Here is a 20,577-nt window from a genome sequence, read left to right as displayed (position 1 = left end):
TCCATAGGCCGGGCTTTCCCTCGATGATCGTGAGTTTCGGTGTGCCGTCCTCGTTGGTTGCAACCGGCTCCCAGTTCCACAGCGGGTCGACCTCGAGGAGACGCATGGTCACGCCGGCATGCCCGACGTATGAGAGGTGCACGCAGGGGAATGCGTGGTAGCCGCCACACTCCTCGCACCGCTTGTAGGCGTCCCGCGGAATGACGTACTTCCCGTTCTCCTGGACCTTCTGCCCGGTGAACCTCGGAAGCAGCTCGATCTGATTCAGCTCAAATGGCGCACTGAGGGCTTTCAGGGCCTCGGCAAGTGTGGCGTCGGTCATTGCTTGGCTTCCTTCCGATTCCTCCGGGTGATGGCGGTGATGCGGTGATGGCACTCGTCACACAGGCAGCGGAGATTCGAGACGCTGTTGTCTCCCCCGTCGATGAGAGCGACGTTGTGATGGGCTTCCCATGGCACGCCCAGCGGGAAGAGATGGCCTTTGAGTTCGGCCCCGCATCCGGAGACTTCGCACACTCCGCCGACGAGTTCGTAGCGAGCCTTGCGGTTGCGGAGGTACTCACCACGGGCGTAGTTCTTGCGATGTGGTTGGGACTTGAGGCGCTGGGCCTCGGTGCGCTCAGGGAGTGGAGCGGGCTTGCACTTCGGGCAGTAGCTCCCGGAAGGGATCCTGATTCCACAGCGGACGCAGGGTCGAGGGAATGTCATTCGACTGCCCTCAGTCCTGTGTAGGAAGCTCTAAGGGCTTCGCGAACTGAGGCTGGATCGGTGTCGTCCACCGTATCCACAGTGTCCACAGGCTTTACTATTAGGTCAGTAGAGGACAGGACAGGACAGGTCAGGACAGGGGGACTTGTAAGCGGGTTGTACAACTGTTGTACAACGGTTGTATGCTCGTAGTGACCCTTGCGCCAGTCCTTGTCGTTGCCTACCCATGTCACCCAAGAAGGCAGAGGAACGTCGGGAGCCTGCGGATTTCGCGGGTTCTCGTGTACCGCCATCGCCGGGATGTAGAGGTAGTCTTTCCCGCTGATTTGGTAGCTGACTAGCTTGCCTTCTGCGATCAGCTCGTCGCGCCATGTCTCGAATTGCTCGACGCTCATGTCTTGGTCAAGAGGAGACGGCCATGCCGTCAGCTTCACCGAAAACATGTCGTCCTCGAGGCAGCAGGAGTCTTCGGCGCAAGCCCAGAGGGATCGGTAGAAGTCGCGCTTGTCTCGTGGCCAACGGCAGAGGTCTCCGTCAGTCCAGAAGGTGGCCTTGGTCCAACGATTACGGAGCCTCATTACTGAACTACCCCGGCTGTGATCTCAACTACAGGGATATCCAGGGCTTCCGCGATCAGGCGGATCGTGGATCGCCTGACTTGCTCTCCTCGGATTGCTCGATAGATAGTCAGCTTGTTGATGCCGGTTTGTTTCGACAGCCACGCCGCGTCGATACACAGCTCGGCCATACGTGCATCAGCCCTATCGGGATCGATCAGCACGATCCTCTTAGTCATCGTTCAATCACCGTCGCATGCTCCTCTGCTTTTTCGTCGAGCCACTTAGTCAGCGCCGACACTGGTATGCGGATCGTTCGCCCGAACTTGAGATAAGGGATCGCATCGCGCTTTATGAGGTCTTCGTAGAGCGCGTTCTTGCTGATACCGATAGCCGCAGCAGCCTCTTCGACCGTAAGAGCTAAGCGTTGAACCGGGGCGACATAGACAATCTCTGGCTGGTCTCTATCTGGCACGTCGTCCTCATTCCTAGCACAAGATTCTGTCTCTGTAACGTTGTACCCATCTTAGAAGGTTGTGGAACATTGTGCAAGGATTGATATATAATTCTGGGTATAGACGTGTCAGACCACCTCCGTATTCTGTGAGTGTTTCGGGCACGACGTGACAGATAGGGACATATAGTGCTAGACTCACGAGAAGCGGGGGACAGAACGTGATTACGGAGGCTGAATACATGGAGGATCAATTGGATCGGGAATCTCTGAATGAGCCGGTACCGGAGACGGCATTTATCGATTTGGAAGAACTTTCACAGCGGGTGATGATCGCGCGGATTCGGAAGGGTATGAGATCGGTGCCGCCACTGCTTGAGGCAATCGAGCAATACGTGAGCGACCATCATCTCGACAAGGGAATATCTCGTGGCGTCATGTACCGCATCGAGCGCGGGGTCTATAACCCGAGCGCCGACGAGTTGGTCCTTCTAACGCGCGTGCTTGAGCCCGAGGGCGGCATGGAGTACTTCATGCCGTTCAAGAGAGGTGTTGAGTAACATGCGTCGCGCCCTTGGGTCAGTCACCCAAGTGAAGGGCAAGAAGGGCGTCTACCGCATCCGTGTTGAGCGAGATCGCGATCCGGTCACGCGCAACCGCAGATGGACTGACCATACGTTCCGTGGGACACGGAAGGACGCCGAGGAGGAGCTTGACCGCATCCTTGAATTGGCCGGACTTGTCGCGCCGTCGGGGAACGTGACGCTGAAGGAATATCTCGACAAGAGATACATCCCCTATTGCGACAGCCGCATTGGCAGTGGCCTCAGAAAGACCACCGTTGAAGGCTACAAGAGCAAGATCGCCGTGCACATCAATCCACGGATCGGGCACTTGCGGCTCCAGAAGGTTACACGCCACACGATAGACACATGGACGGCTCAGATGGTCTCAGACGGGGTGAAGCCGCAGACTGCGGCTCACGCCTACTCCGTTCTCAGACACGCCTTGAGACAGGCTGTCGCCTGGGACATGATCGAGAAAGATCCGTCAGCCGGAACTCATGCTCCTAAGGTATCCTGCTGCGAGATCATCGTCTTGGATCTTGACCAGTTCAACGCAATGCTTGACGCCTTTTCCGGGACAAGGCTTGAGCTCGCAGTGTCCCTGGCTCTCGGTCTAGGCATCAGACGTAGCGAGGTATGTGGGCTGGACTGGAAAGACATCGAACTGACTGCGCCCGTCAAGAAGGAACTACCCGAGCAAGACATTCCAGCACAAGCAATCGTCTACATCAGACGTGGGCGCCATCAGGTAGGATCAGAGGATTGGTACTCAGAACCGAAGTCGAAGAAGAGCCACCGCGTGTTGATCGCTCCAGCCTTCCTCGCAGACGTCCTCTGGAAGGCGCGCGGAATCGGGCCGGTAGTGCCCATGAAGCCGGACCAGCTGCGGAGGGCATACCAGCACGACATGAAAGCCCTCAACCTGCCGTGGATACCACTGCGCTATCTGCGCAACACGCACTGCACACTCATGAGCGAGGCTGGGGCAGACGCGAAGTCGATTGCGGATCACTCCGGGCACGACACCTCAGAAGTCACTGAGCGCCGCTACATCCGCCCGCGTCTCATCATCGAAGAACCGTACGCCGCCAAGGTGCAGACACTGCGCCGACCCCACAACCACCCCACAAGTGCTAGGGATAAGCAGGTATCAGCAGGGATGGAATGAAGCGAAGCGCCATGTATTACCTGCGGTTTAGTCCCTATCCGTCACTCGTGGTAGGCAATAAATAGGTTTCCTAAACCTGGTGTCGGACGTTCGAATCGTCTCGGGGGCACCACGGAAGACCGCAGAAGGGCGAGGGTATTACTCCCCCGCCCTTCTGGTGAGTTGGAGCTCAATCTCGCGACTGCTACGGAAATGCTACGCAGCCATTCTTGCCGGCGAGTCCCTCTGCGAAATCCACGATCCCGTTTGGAGGACAAGAGGCCGCGGTTCCCCTCCCTCCAAACGGGCATCTGTCTCCAGCTATAGGCCAGGAAGATATGTGTTTACCGCATGTTCTGCGGCCCAAACCCCGGTCGAGCGCGCCCAGCACTGCGTCGAACCGGGAGCAATGGACACGTCGTAGCATCCGCCGAAGATTGCCCCCGCATCTCCGCCTCCAGCATACAATCCAAGAACCCTCTTCCCTTCTCGGGTCAGTACGCGCGCATGTTCGTCGACCCTAAGACCGTTGACACTTGCGTAGTAGGCAAGCATGGTCTTGCAGCCATAGAACGGTCCGACCGAGACCTTCCGCATGTACTTCTTTGGATGCAGAAAGTCGGCATCATAGCCTTTGTCACAGTACTGGTTCCATGTGTTGACCGTTTCCACGAACGTATCGGGGTCAATCTCCAAGGCATCAGCCAAACCTTTGAGAGTGTCTGATCTGACAATTCGCGGATGATCCCGAGTGAGTCCCTTCTCGATCTCTTCAAGGAAACCTGGAACTGGGACATTGGCAACGAAATAGTTGCTGCGCTTCGTGACCGGGCCCTCGGTCTGAATGTGTTTGACGAAAGCAGTGTCAAAAACGGTGAAGATCTTAGGCTGGAGAGCACCTGCGTTGCCACTGAGCGTCCAGTCGTTGATGATACTTTCGTCACAGAACCGTTCGCCATCCTGATTGACCCATATTTGATCGGCCTGATTGCAGCCGCAGATCACTAGAGCGGACTTGTTGAAATGGCCAGGCAATACAGGGCTGCAGAAGTTGATGGCCTCTGGATGATGGAGCGCAGCATCAACAGACAGCCCCATCTTGATACCATCGCCTCTTTGGGAGCCCATTGAGCCGTACGCGATAAGATTGTCATAGTTGTAGTGCGTGTACTCTTCGAACATTTCTTTGTTGGCCGCAAAGCCCCCCGTGGCGATTACGACAACCGGGGTGGTGACTTTCAAGCGGTTTCCGTTCAGGCGACTGCATATCACTCCGGCCACTGAACCATCGTTGTTGACCACGAGTTCCTCTGCGCGCGCATTGAAGATGAATGTCACGCCGAGACCTTTGGCGAATTCATACATGGTCGCCATTGCCTGCTGCCCTCCGCCGAGGTACTTCCCGGGCACAGCGGGATTCATCTGAACGCCGACTTCACTCACCGCCCAAGTCTGAACTCTCAGAGAATCGTTGCAGAACTTGCGAACCACGCGGAAGTTTACCGCTCCTTTGTGGTACTCAACGAAGGCGGCGACTGCCTTTTCGATGGCTGCGGCGTCGCCTGCCTTCCATGTCGCTTCCACGTACTTTGAATTGCCACCCACCCCGTTTTCCGTCAGTACTTCGACAACAATAACCTTGGCCCCAAGTTGAGCAGCACGAATGGCCGCGCTCATTCCTGCGGTACCGGTGCCGCAGACGACTACTTCTGCGTCAAAGAACTCGGTGGGCGTGAAGCCAGTCTTCTTCGTATCCTCATTGTCTCGTGAGCATCCGACGATGCTCGTACCGATGACGCCAGCGCCCGCCAGCGCGGCACCGACCAAGAAGCTGCGCCTAGAAAGACCGGCAGTGACTTCATGTGTGCCTTCCTCCATTGTGTGCCTCCCTCTACTCATACCCAAGCCAGCCGTCAGGGACTGCAACTTCATGACACTCGGCGCACTTCAGAATTGACTGGCTGTGCATGCTATGACAGCTGAGACAGTCGGCATCTCCCCTGTGGTTGTTGTGTGGGTTGTAGATGCCTGTCGTGTTGTAGACGGTCACCTTGCCAGTCCAATCGGATGTGGCCTCGACGATCTCATCCCAGTCATGACACGAGAGACAGAACTCCCTGGTCCCGATTGTGACATCGCCAAAAGCGTAGTCACCCCGCACGTAGGCAAGCGCTTCACGCAACTGCTGGCCCAAAGTGGCCTCGTGACAGTCAAGACACTTGACGTTCGCAGCAGAGTGCTTCGTTATGAGAAGGTCATTGTCGTCCGAGTAGAAACCAGCGACGTACGAACCCATGGCCTTGTGACAGACAGTGCTGCAGAAACTTGGTGACTTATGCCAAGCTAGCCCACCTACAACGAGCGCGCCCACAAGGATCACGGCAACGCCAACCCCGATGTATAGCTTGCGCCTGCCATGTGGATTACGCGAAGACTCACTCTCTACTCTCGTGCTAACCGACTGAGCCTCACCGACCTCCGTCTTATCGCTTTCCATAGAACGCCCTCCTCCGATTCTGCCTGACTCCCGATTTCGGAATACTGTTGCGCTCGCCGCTCGTGCTTCTCCTCTCCTCCAGACACCGTGTGCATACAGCTTTGTCGATCCATCGTGTGGGAGACGAGACGACCTGACACCCCGCAAAATGTGACGTCTTGGGTGAGAGGCACCCTTACAAAATGTGAGGCGGCCGATCCGACCTGAGATGAGCATCCTGGAGTCCAGCTCTACTCGATATGGAAGAGCCAGAAATGGAACGTTCCAGCTTCGCAGAGGTGCAGTCGCCGATATTCTCGGACCTCTGACTTCGATTGACGAGGACTACTGCCCTGTCTGACTTCAAGGTTGAAATGCAACACCTGCTCTGACGCGGGTAGAACTCGGTCCCGGTGGCCTTGCGTGGAACTCGCTGCCGTTGTCTGAGGTGATCGTCGTGACTCGTCCGCGGTGCGCGTTGATGAGTTCGACCGTGCGCGCGGTGGTGTCGGCAGCACAGTGCCGTTCCAGCTTACCCATCACCAGATAGCCCGTCTTTCGCTCCACCATTGTCACCACCGTGTGCATCGCTTGTGAGTCTCTCTTGACCGTATCTATCTCCCAATGCCCTATCACTTCTCGGCTCTCAACTTCCGGCGGTCGTTCGGAAATGTGCCGTTTGCCTGCGAGTCTTCCGCGTGAGTCGTAGGAGCGGTAGCGTTTTCGGCGCTTCTTGGATGACTGCCGCATGTGTTTCCAGAGATCTCCGCCTGCATCTTGGGAATGGCCACGCGGAGGGACAGCAAACGCAGGCTAGAATGCCTCTCGCCTTGCGTGACTTCAAAGCCAGTTGGCAAGGTGGCATTACCCATTCACCCTGCGGCCTATCTCATGGCTACCTTGAGTACTATCCTGAGCAAGTGGCTAGAAACCTCTAGGAGTCTTGCGCCGATACGAGGGGTGAACGCATGGCATCGAGAGATAGGATTCGCCTTACTCTTGCAACCCTTGGCTTGGGACTCTACTGGCCCTTCTTTCGACAGTCGGATTTCTGCTTACTGTTCCTGAACTACTCGGACCAGTACAACTCCGCAAGGACCTCCTTCTATATGGTGATGACCTCGCTGGTGTTCCTGATTGCCGTTGCCGTCCTCTTTCGCCAACGACTCGAACCCTGTCTTCTCACGAGACGTAGACTCGTACTGTTGCTTGCGGGAGCAGGGATGCTCGGAGAAGTGCTCGTCTTCATTGCCCCCTTGTGCGGCTTAGCGGCCGCGAGTCTATGGGGTCTTGGGATCTTCTGCGTCGTCCTCAGCTACACAACGCTCACCTTCGCTTGGGCCAGTACACTAGTGCGCGTAGACAATAAGGCTGCATTCATCTGTATCGCGGTCTCATTCCTGCTCAGCGCAGTTCTTTCCTTGGGTACGTTCTCGAGAACCCAGCCGATACGGACGATATATGTTCTGTTCAGTCTCGTATCACTTGCAGGCTCCGCACTGCTCTGGTATCACTCTCCACCGAAAGACGCGTACAAACCGAGTTTCTCATTTGGGTTATTACGAAAACTCCCACTGGGCCTTCTGGGTGTTCTTGCCCTTTTCGTTCTGGGAGGTAGGCTCATTCAAGGCTTGGTTATTCAGGGTAATTTCACCCTTGCGGAACGAGTGGAAACGACTGTGATCATCCTCGGAGTTGTACTCTTCAGCATACTGTTGCTGCGGAGAAAAGCAGGGCACGCCCCTAGGATTCAGCCGAGTTGGATTCTGCTAGTCATTCTGTTTCTCTTAGCGGCATTCTCGGTTGTTCTCTTAGATGCCTTGGATTCGAGACTACTCCGCATGGGATTGGGAATCGTCGTAGCGGGAGTAGACTGCTTCGAGATAGTGATCTGGATAGTATTGTGCAATGAAGTTCACAAGAATCAGCTCTCATCTGTATTGGTCTTTGGGCCGTCTCTTGTCGCGGTGAAAGTCGTGCCGACGCTGCTGAACCGCTATTTCATTCCGGGACTTGCCCGCAGTCTTGAACCATCGGCCACAGAGTATCTATCCGTCTTCATCACGGCAACGGTCGTGATACTGGTTTCCGCAGTACTCCTGTTCCTAAGCTCACCGGCCTCTCGAAAGAGACACGTCAACTTTGGGGAAGACCCCCAGTCTCGGCGGGATATGTGCATGACAATTGCGAAAAGAGCAGGTCTAACTGGCCGCGAGACCGAGATCATGTTTCTGATTTCTCAGGGGCATAGTTTCAAGAGAATGGCGAACATGCTCTTCCTCGTGCCGGGAACCGTTCGCGGACACTCACAGAGCATCTATCGCAAGCTGGGAATCAACACGAAGCAGGAACTGATTGACTTGGTTGACGAACGTCAGACAGAAGCCAGTTATGGCTCCCGAAGTACTATTCAATACACACGTAACGAGCGCCGCCTCGTGCCTGATACGCATAACTGATGATCGACGTCGCGAAGAGGCCTCCTCTCTAAGATGCCCGCTCCCGGTCAGAACCGGTGGCCACTTGGCCCAATATTTCCGTGACCTGGCCTAGCCGCCGACTTGGGCTAGATCCGGCTCCGACAGATGACCAGTTCCTCTGTGATGACTCACGCCCGTCACCTACTCCCGCACATGGATACTATGGCGATCCTCGTATCGCGCTGATTCCGCACTTGAAGCAGTTGTGTTCACCTGAATCTGCTACGGAAATGCTACGGGGCTCAGATAATCCACCGTTTGGCAGGGTATCCGAGCACAACCACGGTGCGAACCAAAAGGCAGGTCAGGGTCCGTAATCGCCCCTAACGGCAGGCTTCCTAAACCTAGTGTCGGCTGTTCGAACCAGCCCGGGGGCACCACAGAAGACTGCAGGTCGGCGAGGAACCACTCCCGCCGACTTCATGTTTGCGCCCTACACTCTCCCGACCTTCACTCCCAGCCGCCGCACCGCGTCCCTGATCGACTTCGCTCCTGCCACCTCGGCACACGTGAGCGCCACATGGGCGCATGCCTCGGCATCGGACGTTGCATCGTGGTGTCGCAGGGCGATGCCGCAGTGGTCGCACATCGCATCGAGCGTGTGGCGGCGCAACTCCGGAAACGCGGCTCGAGACAAGCCGACCGTGCAGACGTACTCGTGAGCGGGATTCGGCAGCTCGAAGGAGCCGAGCAGCGCTCGCAGTACGCGCACGTCGAATACGGCGTTGTGCGCCAGCAGCGGCCCCTCGGCAAGGATGGGTTGGAGCTCGAACCATACCTCACGGAAGTCCAGGGCGAGCTCGGTGTCCTCGGGGCTTATGCCGTGGATAAGCATGTTGCGGTACTCATACTCGTTGAACGGCGGCTGGATGAGCCAAGATCGGCGATCAGCCACGCGGCCGTCGCGCACGATGGCGACGCCGAGGGCGCAGGCGCTGGTCGCCTCGCGCGTCGCGGTCTCGAAGTCGATGGCGACCCAGGTCTCGGACGAAGAAGTCGCGGCCACGCGCTACCCCAGCACCCAGTTGAACAGGTAGCCGATCAGCATGATCGTCACGGCGTTGATCCCCACGAACACGGCGATGAGCTTGGGCTTGATGACCTTGCGCAGGATGATGAGCTCCGGGATCGAGAGGGCGGTGACCGCCATCATGAAGGCGAGCACCGTCCCCATCGCGACGCCCTTCTCGGTCAGCACGCTCACCAGCGGAATCACGCCGGCAGCGTTGCTGTAGAGCGGAATCCCCACGAGGACCGCCACGGGGACCGCGAATGGGTTGCTCGGCCCGGCCCATCGGGCGAGTGCGTCGGCCGGAATGTAGCCGTGCATGGCCGCGCCGACCGCGATGCCACCCACCACGTACGGCCACACCTTGCCGACGATCTCGGCGACGTATCCGCGCGCGTAGGCGAACCGCTGCGCCCACGTCATCGTCGGCATTTCGCTCTCGCCCAGGCGGATCGCGCGGACGTACTCCTCGACCTGGTCCTCGAGCCCCAGCTTGCCGATGATGATGCCGCCCACGATCGCGACGGCGAGGCCGCACACGAGGTAGAGCGCCGCGATCTGCCAGCCGAACATCCCCAGCAGCAGGATGAGCGCGACTTCATTGACCATCGGGCTCGCGATGAGGAATGAGAACGTCACACCTAGCGGCACGCCGCTCTCAACGAAGCCGATGAACAGCGGTACCGCCGAGCATGAACAGAACGGCGTCACCACGCCGAGCAGTGCCGCGAGCACGTTGCCGGCGTAGAGGCGCGAGCGCGACAGGAACGCGCGGGTCTTCTCGGGCGGGAAGAACGACCTGATCAGGGCCACGGCGAACACGATGACCACGAGTAGGAGCAGGATCTTGGGGACGTCGTAGAAGAAGAAGTCGACCGAAGACCCCAGCTTGCTGTCCGGCGACAGGCCGAGAAGACCGTACGCGATACGGTCGGCAAGCCACTGCAGCGGAGCGAAGATGTCGAAGGACACTGTGAGCAGCTACTTCGCGGAGTCGCGCAGTACCGCGACCACTTCCGCAAGAGACGGCACTCGGCCCGAGATCTTGACCTGCTCGTCGACTACGAGTGCCGGAGTCGACATGACGCCATAGCCCATGATCTGTGCGATGTCGGTGACGTGAAGAACCTCTGCGTCCAGGCCGAGATCAGCGACGGCCTGCGCAGCGAGAGCCTCAAGCTTCTGACAGTTGGCGCATCCGGAACCGAGCACTTTGATTACCATTGGACTCTCTTCCTCGTGTTGAGTGGCTCTCTTCAGAGCGCGCTGATCTCCGTCTTGACCGCTTCCAATGCGTCGCGTCGAAGCGTGTAGTACGCCCACTTGCCGTCGCGGCGCATCCCCACGAGACCCGCCTCCGTCAGCGCGCTCATGTGATGCGAGATCGTTGACGCGGCAAGCCCCATCCGCTCGGCAAGCTTGCAGCCACAGAGTTCCTCCGCACCGCAACACGTCTTGCCGGCATCGGGAGTCGATTCGCCGAGGATGCGCAGAATCTCGCGACGCTGCGCCGAGGCGAGCGCGCGGAACGCGGCGTCGACTTGGAGGCCGAGCGGGGCTGCGGATGGTTCGGTCTGCACTGGATAATCCTCACTTCGATACTTATCGAATTGAGAGTAGACGCTGCGTGTCCTCGAGTCAAGGCGCTCGTGTTCTGAGTCTGCGAGTTGGCGGCTTGCCTACGCCTCGGCAGGCGCCGTTGCCGCCCCATCAAGCGTCGGCCGGATTGCCGCGGCCTTCTCGGCGGCAGCCGAGGAAGCCGCTTCGCGCATGTCGCGGTTCTTGAACGCGACAGCAAGCATGAGCTTGATGCGATTGAGCTGGTTGACCTCACTGGCACCCGGATCGTAGTCGATCGGCGTGATATTGGACTCGGGGTAGCGTCGGCGCAGCTCGCCGATCATGCCCTTGCCCGTCACGTGATTGGGTAGACAGGCGAACGGCTGCACACACACGATGTTGGGCGTGCCGGTCTCGATGAGCTCCATCATCTCGGCGGTGAGGAACCAGCCTTCTCCGCTGCGATTGCCGGTGGAGACGACGCCGTCCACGAGACCAACCTTGTGGTAGATCGATGCGGGAGCTTCGAATCGCTCGCTGGCCTCCAGTGCTCGGCGTGCTTCCTTGCGGGCGTTCTCAAGGTAAGCGATGAGAATGCGGCCGGTGAGGAGTTTCTTGCGGCCCATTTTCATGACCTTGTAGTTGAAGATCGAGTTGTAGCCCTTGAACAGGAAGAAATCGAGCAGATCGGGAATGACCGCCTCGGCGCCTTCGTGCTCGATCAGCTTGACGACGTTGTTGTTGGCCGCGGGGTGGTACTTCACAAGGATCTCGCCGACGATGCCGACTCTGGGTTTCCTGGCACCCGAGATCTCGAGCGTGTCAAAGTCCCGCACGATCGCCCGGATGTTCGCCTTGAACGCCCGCTTGTCACCGGAGATGACCGTCTCCTTGCAGCGCGGAATCCACTCACGCAGCAGCGCGTCGGCCGAGCCGGGCACAACCTCATACGGACGGACGCGGTGCAGACAGCGGCTGAGAAGGTCGCCGTAGACGACGGCGTCGATCGCCTTCTTCAGAATGCTGGGCGACATCTTCCAGCCGGGATTCTTCTCGAGGCCTGCTGTGTTGACCGAGACGACCGCGACTTCGGCAAAGCCCGCTTCGCGGAGAGCCTTGCGCAGCAGCCCGATGTAGTTGGTCGCTCGGCAACATCCGCCGGTCTGTGTGATCGCGACCGATGTGCGGCTCAAGTCGTATCGGCCAGACTGTAACGCCTGCAGAAGCTGGCCGATCACGACGATCGACGGGTAGCAGGCGTCGTTGTTGACGTACTTGAGGCCCTCGTCGATGGCTTCCTGGTCGACTTCAGGAAGGAGTTCGAACCGGTAGCCTTGTGACGCCATGACCTCCTCGAGGAATTCGAGGTGGATCGGCGCCATCTGCGGCGCGAGGATGGTATGCGTCTGCTTCATCTCGGTCGTGAACAGCAGTCGCTTGTGCCCGGTCACGGGCACCGGGGGCGCCACGCTCTCCCCGCGCTCCTCGATCGCCGCCTTCAGCGATCTGACGCGAATGCGAGCCGCCCCGAGGTTGCTCTGCTCGTCGATCTTCAGGTTCGTGTAGATCCGGCCATGTGCGTGCATCAGCTCCTGCACCTGGTCGATCGTCACCGCGTCGAGTCCGCAGCCGAACGAGTTGAGCTGGATGAGCTCGAGCTTGGGGTTCTTCGCCACCACGCCAGCCGAGGCGTAGAGCCGGGTATGGTACATCCACTGGTCGACGATGCGAAGCGGCCTCACCGCATCGCCGAGATGCGCGACGGAGTCCTCGGTGAGTACCGCCGCCCCAAAGCCAGTGATCATCTCGGGGATTCCGTGGTTGATCTCCGGATCGAGGTGGTACGGGCGTCCCGCGAGCACGAGCCCTCGGCCACCTGTCTTCGCAAGCCAGCCGAGAACCTCCTCGCCCTTGGCGCGCACCTCACGCTTGAACTCGGCATCCTCGGCCCATGCGGCATCGACAGCCGAGGCGATCTCAGATTTGGAGATGCCGAGCGGCCCGAACTGCTCGGCGAGGGCGATCTTGAGGCGCTTGGCGTCGTCGTAGGGCAGGAAGGGGTTCATGAAGGTGATGCCGTTCTCGCGCAAGACCTCCATGTTGTTCTTGATGACCTCGGGATACGAGATGACCATGGGGCAGTTGTAGTGGTTGTTCGCGCTGTCCTTCTCGCGCCGCTCCCAGATGATGCACGGGTAGAAGATGCGCTTGACTCCGGCGTTTACCAGCCACTGGATGTGCCCGTGGGCAATCTTGGCCGGATAGCATGCGGATTCGGAAGGAATCGTCTCGCTGCCCAGCGCGAAGATGTCCTTCGACGACTCGGCGGACAACTGAACGCGGTAGCCAAGCTTGGTGAAGAACGTGAACCAGAACGGATAGTTCTCGTACATGTTGAGCACACGCGGAATGCCGATCGTGCCGCGCGGGGCCTGCGCCTCGGAGAGCGGTTCATAGGCGAAGAGGCGCTTGTACTTCCAGTCGAAGATATTGGGGATGCCCTGCGCACTATTGTTGCCGCCGGTCATCTTCTCGCATCTGTTGCCCGAGACGAAACGTCCCCCGTCCGGGAAGGTGCTCACCGTGAGGAGGCAGCTGTTCGTACAGCCCCGGCAGCGACTGGTTGACGTCTTGTACCCAAACGTCGCCAGCTTCTCCGCCGAGATGAGTGTGCTGGCGGGGACCGCCTCCGGCGCGGGTGCGGCGTCGACCTTCGCAGTGAACTGCGCCGCCCAGCGCTTCTTCGCGATGAGGGCCGCTCCGTACGCGCCCATAAGCCCCGCGATCTCGGGCCTGATCGCTTCCCGCCCGGTCACAAGCTCAAAGGCGCGCAGCACAGCCTCGTTGTAGAAGGTGCCGCCCTGCACGACAATGCGCTCGCCTAGGTCCTTCGGGTTGCGGATCTTGATGACTTTGAACAGCGCGTTCTTGATCACCGAGTACGACAAACCTGCCGAGATATCGCCGACCGAAGCACCCTCCTTGAGCGCCTGCTTCACCTTGGAGTTCATGAACACCGTGCAGCGCGAGCCTAGGTCGACGGGTTGCTCGGCGAGCAGGGCCTTCTCGGCGAAGTCGGCGACGGGAAGGTTGAGCGAGTGCGCAAACGTCTCGATGAACGATCCGCAGCCCGAGGAGCAGGCTTCGTTGAGCATGATGCTGTCGATGACCCCGTTTCGGATCTGCAGGCACTTCATGTCCTGCCCGCCGATGTCGAGGATGAAGTCGACGCCGGGGTAGAAGTGCTCGGCGGCCGTGTAGTGCGCGATCGTCTCGATCTCGCCGTCGTCGATGCGAAGCGCCGCTTTGAGCAGCGCCTCGCCGTAGCCGGTGACCATCGAACGCACGATCGTGGCGTCGGCGGGCAGCTTGGCGTAAAGGTCCTTGAGCACCCGAACCGTCGACTCGACCGGCTTGCCTTCGTTGCCGCCGTAGTACGAGAACAGCAGGGCGCCGTCGGTGTCGATCAGTACGACCTTCGTGGTTGTCGAGCCCGCGTCGACGCCGAGGAAGCACTCCCCTGCAAACCCCTCCAGCTCCCGCCGAGTGACCCGCGTGCGACCGTGGCGCTCGCGGAAGGTTGCGAGGTCGGCCTCGTCTGCGAACAGCGGAGTCAGGCGGCGTACCTCGGCAAGCTGAGCGTCGCCGAGCGACGGCAGCTTGTCAACGAGCGTCCGAAGCGAGATGTGCGATTGCTTCTTCGAATCCAGCGCAGCACCGATCGCGACGTAGAACTGCGCGTTCTCCGGGCAGATGGAGTGCTCCGCATCGAGCTTGAGAGTCTCGGTGAAACGCGTGCGCAACTCGGGCAGGAAGTGAAGCGGCCCGCCGAGGAACGCAACATGGCCGCGAATCGCCCTACCGCAAGCGAGGCCGCTGATGGTCTGGTTGACGACCGACTGGAACACGGACGCCGCGATGTCCTCTTTGGCCGCGCCTTCGTTAAGCAGCGGCTGGATGTCGCTCTTCGCAAAGACGCCGCAGCGAGCAGCGATCGGATAGATGATCTTGTGGCGGCTTGCAAGTTCATTCAGCCCGGCCGCATCCGTGCCCAGCAGCGTGGCCATCTGGTCGATGAAGGCTCCCGTGCCGCCGGCACATGAACCGTTCATGCGCTGCTCGATGCCGTTGCCGTAGAAGGTGATCTTGGCGTCTTCGCCGCCCAGTTCGATGACGACGTCCGTCTGCGGAATGAACACCTGGACGGCTTCGTTGCAGGCAATAACTTCCTGCTCGAAATGCAGCCCAAGCCACTTGGAGACCGAAAGCCCCGCCGAACCCGTTACCGTGACCGTGACATCCTGGTCGCCGACCTGCCGGTACGCTTCGTCGATGAGATCGCGGATGGTTCCCCTGATCTCGGCAAAATGGCGCGCGTAACTGCTGTGAACGAGATTGTTGTGCTCATCGAGCATCACAATCTTCACAGTCGTGGAGCCGACATCCAAGCCAACGTGCAACGTGTGCTCTCTTTCACGCGAACGGATCAGGGGTCTCGCCGAGAGACGCTGACATAATAGAATATCAGCGATGCGTTTCAAGCGTGGCATCGCCTCTGCAGTTCACAAAGAAGCCACATCACAGTCTACGCCACTTGGCCTGCGCCACCCGCGAGGAGCCGCTCGACTTCTTTGTCCGACGTCTGGTCGAAGTAGGCATAGAACTGCCCCACGGCCGCGAAACCTGCCGGAATCTCGAGTGCGACGAGGTCGTCCACCTGCGATTTGAGGGCGCGCACGGCGCTTTCGGATGCGACCGGAACCGCGAGGACCACGCGCGCCGCGCCTTGCCGGCGCGCATACGCCGCTGCCGCCTCGGCGGTAAGGCCGGTTGCGAGTCCGTCGTCCACGATGATGGCGACGCGGCCGGCGATGCTCTCGGCAGGCCCGTCGCGGTGATAGTGCAGGATCCTCTGGGCGACCTTGGCCTTGGCGGGTCCCGAAAGCTGCTCGACCTCGTGGGCGGCGTAGCCGGAAGCGGCGTTCGCGAGCACCGCGCCATCCGCCGTAACCGAGCCAATCGCATACTCGGGATTGCCGGGTGCGCCGATCTTCGCAGCGACGATCACATCGAGGGGAAGACCGAGTTCGCGCGCAACCTCAGCGGCCACAACCACCCCGCCGCGCGGGATCCCCAGAACCACTGCGTCGCGCATGCCGGCGTACGACCGCAATCGCTGAACGAGCTGACGACCTGCATCTGACCGATCCGCAAACATCCGCCATCACCCACCGTGCTTGTACCCGCATTTGCGCGCAGGCTACAGCGCACAACGCTCCAGCGTGACGAGCAAAGCCCCCGGCACCGAGCCGACGAGCACATCTGCGGTTTCGGGATGGCAGGTGAAGAAGACGACCTGCCGCATCGCCGCGAGTTCGGAGACGGCGGCCACCGCGCCGGCGCGCCGCTCGGGATCGAAGTTCACCACGACGTCGTCCATCAGGACCGGTAGGGATCGACCCAACTCGCCGAGCGAGCCGATGAGCCCGACCCGCAGCGCCAGGTACAGCTGCTCGGCGGTGCCGCGCGATAGCTGAGAGCTGATGCGCTGCGTGCCGTCTGCCGCAAGCACCACGACCTCGCCGCTGTCCAGCGACACGCGCAGATCGGTGTACCGGCCCTGCGTCATTGCCGAGAACACCCTGGCAGCGGTCCGCACGACCTCAGGCTGTCGCTCCCGCTCGAAGCGCTCGCGAGCGCGATCAAGCAGGCCGACGGCTAGCTTCTGGACGACGTATGCGTCCGCCGCGTCCGTTGCTGAGGCCCGCAAGCCTTCCATCTGCTGACGCAAGCGGGCCATCTCATTGCCACGGCCGTCCTCATTGAGTTTGCCGCGCAGCATGGAGGCCTCGCTCGAGACTTCGTCGACGTGAGTACGGAGTCGCTCCAGTTCTTCTCGGGCAGCAATGCTGAACGCCCTGAGTCTCGGCACGGGATCCATTGAGTCCACATCATGCCTCACGGAGAGTTCCTGGAGCACCGACCGTACGACGGTTGCCATCTTGGCCAGCTTGTGGGACTCCGTCTTCGACGCATCAAGCCTGCGCATGAGATCCGAGCGCTCTGCGTCGTCCTGGATCGTACGCTGCAGCGCCGCCTTGGCCCGCGCGGCGAGTTCAGCGGCGACCGAGAGGGGCGGCAGTTGCCCCGCTGTCTCATCGAAGCTATGTACATCAACAAGACGCACGACCCAGTCCTCAGCGGCCGACCGCTCACGTTGCGCCTCGGCCGCAAGGCGCTCTGCGTCGACTTCGAGTTGGCACCGCTCACGGAGCTGCTCAAGAAGCTGCCTGACGGCCGCCGACTCGCTCCCAAACTTCTCCAGATGGTGATCGGCAAGCCATGAGAGCCACTCGGCCTCGAGGTCTGAGAGTTTCTGCGCCGCGCGGATCGAGTAGTCGCGTTGGGCCTTCGCGTCCGCCTTCAGGCGCGCCGCTTCAGCGGCCAAAGACTGCTCGACGGGTGCGGGACGCCGGACGAGCAGAGCTATGAGCGCAATCAAACCGATCAGTGTCACTGCGCCTCCGAGCACGGCAGCTGCAACCTGGCCCGAAAGCAGCCCGGCTCCGGCGATCGCCACGCCGACCACGGCAGCAGCGGCGCTCACGACCAGCAGCCCCTGGGACCTGCGCTTCGCCGCCTTGCCCGCAGGCTCGGCCATGACGGCGTCATTGCCCGCCGCGCGGGTTTCTGCGAACTCTGCGTTGCGCGCGGCGGCCTCAGACTCGGCCCGCAGCGCGGCAAGTCGATCGCGGTACGAGTCGACCATCGTGCGGTTCTCAACCGAATCGGTCGCCGCCTCCGGTAGCTCAGACATCTGGCGGATTCGCCGACGCGTTTCGTCCACGGAGGCCTCAAGAGCCGCAATACGTTCAAGGCGCTGCGCGAATACCGGTGCACCCTCCAAGACAGTCGATAGAGCCGGGGCGTTGGCAAGGATCCGCTCGTCGACGGCGATGAGGTCGACGCTGCGTTCAAGTTCGGTGATCTCGCTGTTGGTCGCCGCGAGGCGCGACTCGATTTCCGCGAGCTGCTCGAGTGCATCCTCGCCTCGCTGGGCGTCGCGCTCCAGACCGATCGCCTGTGCCTCAAGCTCGGCGCGGCGTGCCTTGAGCGGCACGACCTCCTCATCGAGTCGTCTCAGCCGCTCCTGCTCGCCGGCGTAGCGCGCAGCCTCGTCCTCGAGAACACGAATCCGGTCCCTCAACTCGCGCATCTGAGCGACATTCGCATTGACCGCAGGCTTGGACGCCCGCGCCATGAAGCGCTCCCCAGCGAGCTGCTCGAGCCGGGCACGTACGTCCATCGGGTTTACGCCCAAACCAGCTCCCGCCGCATACAGCCGCCCGACGATGTCGTTGCCCGCAGCGCTCTCAATTTCCGCCAGCTCGTCGATCCCGAAGCCGAATACGACCTTGTACGACTGTTCACTCACCCCGCCCACGAGCTCGCCGAGAAGACCGGGCCGCTCGGCACCGCGTAGCGTACGCACGGTGACTGGACCGCGTTTCGGGCCATCAAGGCGATCGACCGCCCATTCACCATCGGGATCGGCAAACACAAGTCGCGCAGCCCGCGGACCTGTCGCGGACGTGTAGCCGACTTCCCTAGTGCGCGCGTCCGGATAGCCGTACAGGACATGCCTCGTGAGAGCGGTGAACGTGCTCTTGCCCGACTCGTTTGGGCCCAGCACAACCGTCAACCCCTGGCCAAGCCCCTCAATGCATGCATTCTCAAGCGCGCCGTAGCGCAGGGCCTCGATGCGTTCGAGCTTCATCGGCCCGCACCTCCCTCGGCCATCAGGAGATCGAGTGCGAGATCTCGCGCTCGCACCAAAAACTCAGATGCCGATTCATGCGGCGCGTAGCCAGACAGCGTGGTGGCGATCGGTCTGCATATCTCACCCAGAAGGGTCTCGAGCGCAGCATTGTCATCCGCAAGGTCGTCGGCGACGCGCACCAGCTCGGCGGCGAAGTCCCCGCCCGCCCTCACCGACGCCAGATCGATCGGCGCTGCCGTCCGGTCCTCGAGGCGATCCAGCCATACCCACGGCTCCGCCGCTGCTTCCTCGTCTCGCACGAACTCGGCAAGCTCGCCGAGAACCCCGGGCCGCACGAGGTCCGCGTGCGCGAGAGTACGACCCGTCAGTGTGATGCGTACGATCGCATTTCTGCCCGCATCCGCCCGGGTCCGCTCGCACGCGGAGGCGACGGACGCGCGCACCTCTTCCAGCGTGGCCGCTTCGCTCACGTCGACACTCAGCTGCGCCCAGGCCACCGGAGCGGTCTCGACATGCTCGACCGATACCGCTCCCCCGGGCGCGATCTCGACGACGAGGCAGCCGTGCGGCCCCGTCTCCTTGGGTGACAGCCCCTGGGCACTGCCCGCGTAGACGATCCAGGGGTCGCGCGCTAGCACTTCCTGCTTGTGGATGTGGCCGAGAGCCCAGTAGTCCATGCCCGCGGAGCGCAAGTCCGCAAGCGTTGCCGGCGCGTAGGGATCGTAGTCAGTGTTGCTGCCGACGTTGGCGTGCAGCATCGCGATCGCCACCGGCTCGGCTCCTTCGCGACGGTACCCGAGCGCCAGGTTCTCGGTCTCGGCGGCCTTCCGGAAGCTGCGTCCGTAGACTGCGGCGATCAGCTCGCCGTCGCGCACGACCTCCACGCGCCCGACGCGATCCGCGGGAAACACGTGCACCGATTCGGGCAGGCCCAAGCCCGCCGACCAGCCGTTGGCGGGATCGTGATTCCCGTGAGTGATGAAGACCTCAACGCCGGCGGCCGCCAGGCGCTCCATCTGTTTGTGGAACGCCAGCTGTGCGCGCAGGCTTTTATCGGCGGTGTTGTAAGCATCTCCTGCGATGATAAGGAAGTGAGCGCTTCGCTCGATGCAGACGTCGACAATGCGCACGAACGCAGTGTAGGTGGCCTCGGCAAGCGCGGTGCCTACGCGCTCGTTGGCGGCGACGATACCCGCGAATGGCGCGTCGAGATGCAGATCTGCGGCGTGGACGAACGTTACTCGGCTGGACACAGTTGGAAATCCCCTCTTCAGCGTCTTGATGCAATGCTAGCAGTCGGCACTGACAAAAGGGATGCGAAGATCCAACTCACCGGTTCGGGCAATCTAACCGGTCAGGCGCAATCGCCGACATAACCGCATAGAGCCACCCGAGAATGCAGCGTCCTCATGCAACTCATGTCGAACCTCGTCTACGACGCCTCGCGGGCGGTATCCTCACTCGGCTCCCCCGCATCCGTCCCGACTCTTCCCCGGATCGGATCGATCACCCGGCTTCTCATCGCCACGGCGATCCACTTCCAGTGCATGGCGAGGTGCACAAGCACCAGCGCGAGTACCACTGTCGCCGAGATGGAGTGCAGAGGGTTCCAGACGAAGTAGCCCGGGGCGAAGAGGCCGAAGGCGATGAGCACATGCCGGGACACCATAATCCCGGAGACCATGCAAACCATGAGCGCAACGAAGAGCACGACGTCGATGACCAGGTTCCAGCGGGAGGCCACCGAGAGCCTGCCGGCGAAGCGTCTGAGGGTATCTGTCGTCCAGTCCCAGTGAAGGATCGTGTGCACGAGCGCCACGAGGAGCACGCCGAGGCTCAC

The 20,577-nt window shown here is 60.8% G+C and carries 20 protein-coding genes; 3 read left to right on the top strand and 17 right to left on the bottom strand.

Translation table 11 applies throughout. The annotated features are described in order from the left end of the window. The 5 genes from HGA39_09575 to HGA39_09555 form a co-directional block, all read right to left on the bottom strand. Window positions 1-322: hypothetical protein (locus HGA39_09575; protein ID NTW29592.1), on the bottom strand; the 322-nt coding region annotated here is incomplete at its 3' end. Then, window positions 319-708, bottom strand: coding sequence for an HNH endonuclease (locus HGA39_09570; GenBank protein ID NTW29591.1), 390 nt, complete (start codon window positions 706-708; stop codon window positions 319-321). The genes HGA39_09570 and HGA39_09575, both read right to left, overlap by 4 nt. Further along, window positions 705-1,151: a hypothetical protein gene (locus HGA39_09565; protein ID NTW29590.1), complete on the bottom strand. Its 447-nt coding sequence runs from the start codon at window positions 1,149-1,151 to the stop codon at window positions 705-707. Before HGA39_09565 ends, HGA39_09570 begins: the two co-directional genes overlap by 4 nt. Before the next feature lie 134 nt (window positions 1,152-1,285). Next, window positions 1,286-1,504, bottom strand: coding sequence for a hypothetical protein (locus HGA39_09560; protein NTW29589.1), 219 nt, complete (start codon window positions 1,502-1,504; stop codon window positions 1,286-1,288). Beyond that, entirely contained in the window at window positions 1,501-1,740 is a 240-nt protein-coding gene (locus tag HGA39_09555; GenBank protein NTW29588.1) for a helix-turn-helix domain-containing protein, read from the bottom strand. Before HGA39_09555 ends, HGA39_09560 begins: the two co-directional genes overlap by 4 nt. A gap of 221 nt (window positions 1,741-1,961) precedes the next feature. Between HGA39_09555 and HGA39_09550 the strand changes: the two genes are divergently transcribed. Continuing rightward, complete coding sequence (locus HGA39_09550; protein NTW29587.1) at window positions 1,962-2,279, top strand: helix-turn-helix transcriptional regulator; 318 nt, start codon at window positions 1,962-1,964, stop codon at window positions 2,277-2,279. Next, window positions 2,272-3,453 (top strand): site-specific integrase, encoded by a 1,182-nt coding sequence (locus HGA39_09545; protein NTW29586.1) that lies wholly within the window; start codon window positions 2,272-2,274, stop codon window positions 3,451-3,453. The genes HGA39_09550 and HGA39_09545 overlap by 8 nt, the downstream gene beginning before the upstream one ends. A 300-nt stretch (window positions 3,454-3,753) precedes the next feature. Here HGA39_09545 and HGA39_09540 read toward each other — a convergent pair whose 3' ends face one another. From HGA39_09540 to HGA39_09530, 3 genes are all read right to left on the bottom strand, one after another. Beyond that, the gene (locus HGA39_09540; GenBank protein NTW29585.1) at window positions 3,754-5,310 is read right to left on the bottom strand and encodes an FAD-binding protein; all 1,557 of its coding nucleotides are present in this window, start codon (window positions 5,308-5,310) and stop codon (window positions 3,754-3,756) included. Window positions 5,311-5,323: 13 nt separating this feature from the next. Next, on the bottom strand, window positions 5,324-5,728 hold the full coding sequence (locus HGA39_09535) for a cytochrome c3 family protein (protein NTW29584.1): 405 nt from the start codon (window positions 5,726-5,728) through the stop codon (window positions 5,324-5,326). Between the two features lie 543 nt (window positions 5,729-6,271). Further along, a complete protein-coding gene (locus HGA39_09530; GenBank protein NTW29583.1) occupies window positions 6,272-6,658 on the bottom strand; it encodes an IS30 family transposase in 387 nt (128 codons plus the stop codon). A gap of 473 nt (window positions 6,659-7,131) precedes the next feature. Between HGA39_09530 and HGA39_09525 the strand changes: the two genes are divergently transcribed. Next, window positions 7,132-8,367, top strand: coding sequence for a hypothetical protein (locus tag HGA39_09525; GenBank protein ID NTW29582.1), 1,236 nt, complete (start codon window positions 7,132-7,134; stop codon window positions 8,365-8,367). A 454-nt stretch (window positions 8,368-8,821) separates the two neighbouring features. Here the strand turns inward: HGA39_09525 and HGA39_09520 are convergent, their stop codons facing one another. The 9 genes from HGA39_09520 to HGA39_09480 form a co-directional block, all read right to left on the bottom strand. Then, window positions 8,822-9,394: a 3'-5' exonuclease gene (locus HGA39_09520; protein NTW29581.1), complete on the bottom strand. Its 573-nt coding sequence runs from the start codon at window positions 9,392-9,394 to the stop codon at window positions 8,822-8,824. Window positions 9,395-9,397: 3 nt separating this feature from the next. Next, a complete protein-coding gene (locus HGA39_09515) occupies window positions 9,398-10,345 on the bottom strand; it encodes a permease (GenBank protein NTW29580.1) in 948 nt (315 codons plus the stop codon). Window positions 10,346-10,378: 33 nt separating this feature from the next. Beyond that, window positions 10,379-10,621 carry a thioredoxin family protein gene (locus HGA39_09510; GenBank protein ID NTW29579.1) on the bottom strand — a complete coding sequence of 81 codons (243 nt, stop codon included), beginning with the start codon at window positions 10,619-10,621 and terminating at the stop codon, window positions 10,379-10,381. 32 nt (window positions 10,622-10,653) lie between these two features. Next, window positions 10,654-10,977: a winged helix-turn-helix transcriptional regulator gene (locus HGA39_09505; protein ID NTW29578.1), complete on the bottom strand. Its 324-nt coding sequence runs from the start codon at window positions 10,975-10,977 to the stop codon at window positions 10,654-10,656. Window positions 10,978-11,076: 99 nt separating this feature from the next. After that, the gene (locus tag HGA39_09500; GenBank protein ID NTW29577.1) at window positions 11,077-15,507 is read right to left on the bottom strand and encodes a 2-hydroxyacyl-CoA dehydratase; all 4,431 of its coding nucleotides are present in this window, start codon (window positions 15,505-15,507) and stop codon (window positions 11,077-11,079) included. A gap of 35 nt (window positions 15,508-15,542) precedes the next feature. After that, on the bottom strand, window positions 15,543-16,175 hold the full coding sequence (locus HGA39_09495) for a phosphoribosyltransferase (protein NTW29576.1): 633 nt from the start codon (window positions 16,173-16,175) through the stop codon (window positions 15,543-15,545). Between the two features lie 42 nt (window positions 16,176-16,217). Continuing rightward, window positions 16,218-18,734 (bottom strand): AAA family ATPase, encoded by a 2,517-nt coding sequence (locus tag HGA39_09490; protein NTW29575.1) that lies wholly within the window; start codon window positions 18,732-18,734, stop codon window positions 16,218-16,220. Next, window positions 18,731-19,990, bottom strand: coding sequence for a DNA repair exonuclease (locus tag HGA39_09485; GenBank protein NTW29574.1), 1,260 nt, complete (start codon window positions 19,988-19,990; stop codon window positions 18,731-18,733). Before HGA39_09485 ends, HGA39_09490 begins: the two co-directional genes overlap by 4 nt. Window positions 19,991-20,169: 179 nt before the next feature. Further along, window positions 20,170-20,577, bottom strand: a 408-nt coding sequence (locus HGA39_09480) for a DUF4405 domain-containing protein (GenBank protein NTW29573.1), incomplete at its 5' end; no start/stop codon positions are given.

Source organism: Coriobacteriia bacterium (genome assembly GCA_013336165.1).
Taxonomy (GTDB): Bacteria; Actinomycetota; Coriobacteriia; order Anaerosomatales; family JAAXUF01; genus JAAXUF01.
The sequence above is the reverse complement of the archived record's forward strand: the minus strand, read 5'-3'. Positions and strand labels throughout refer to the sequence as shown.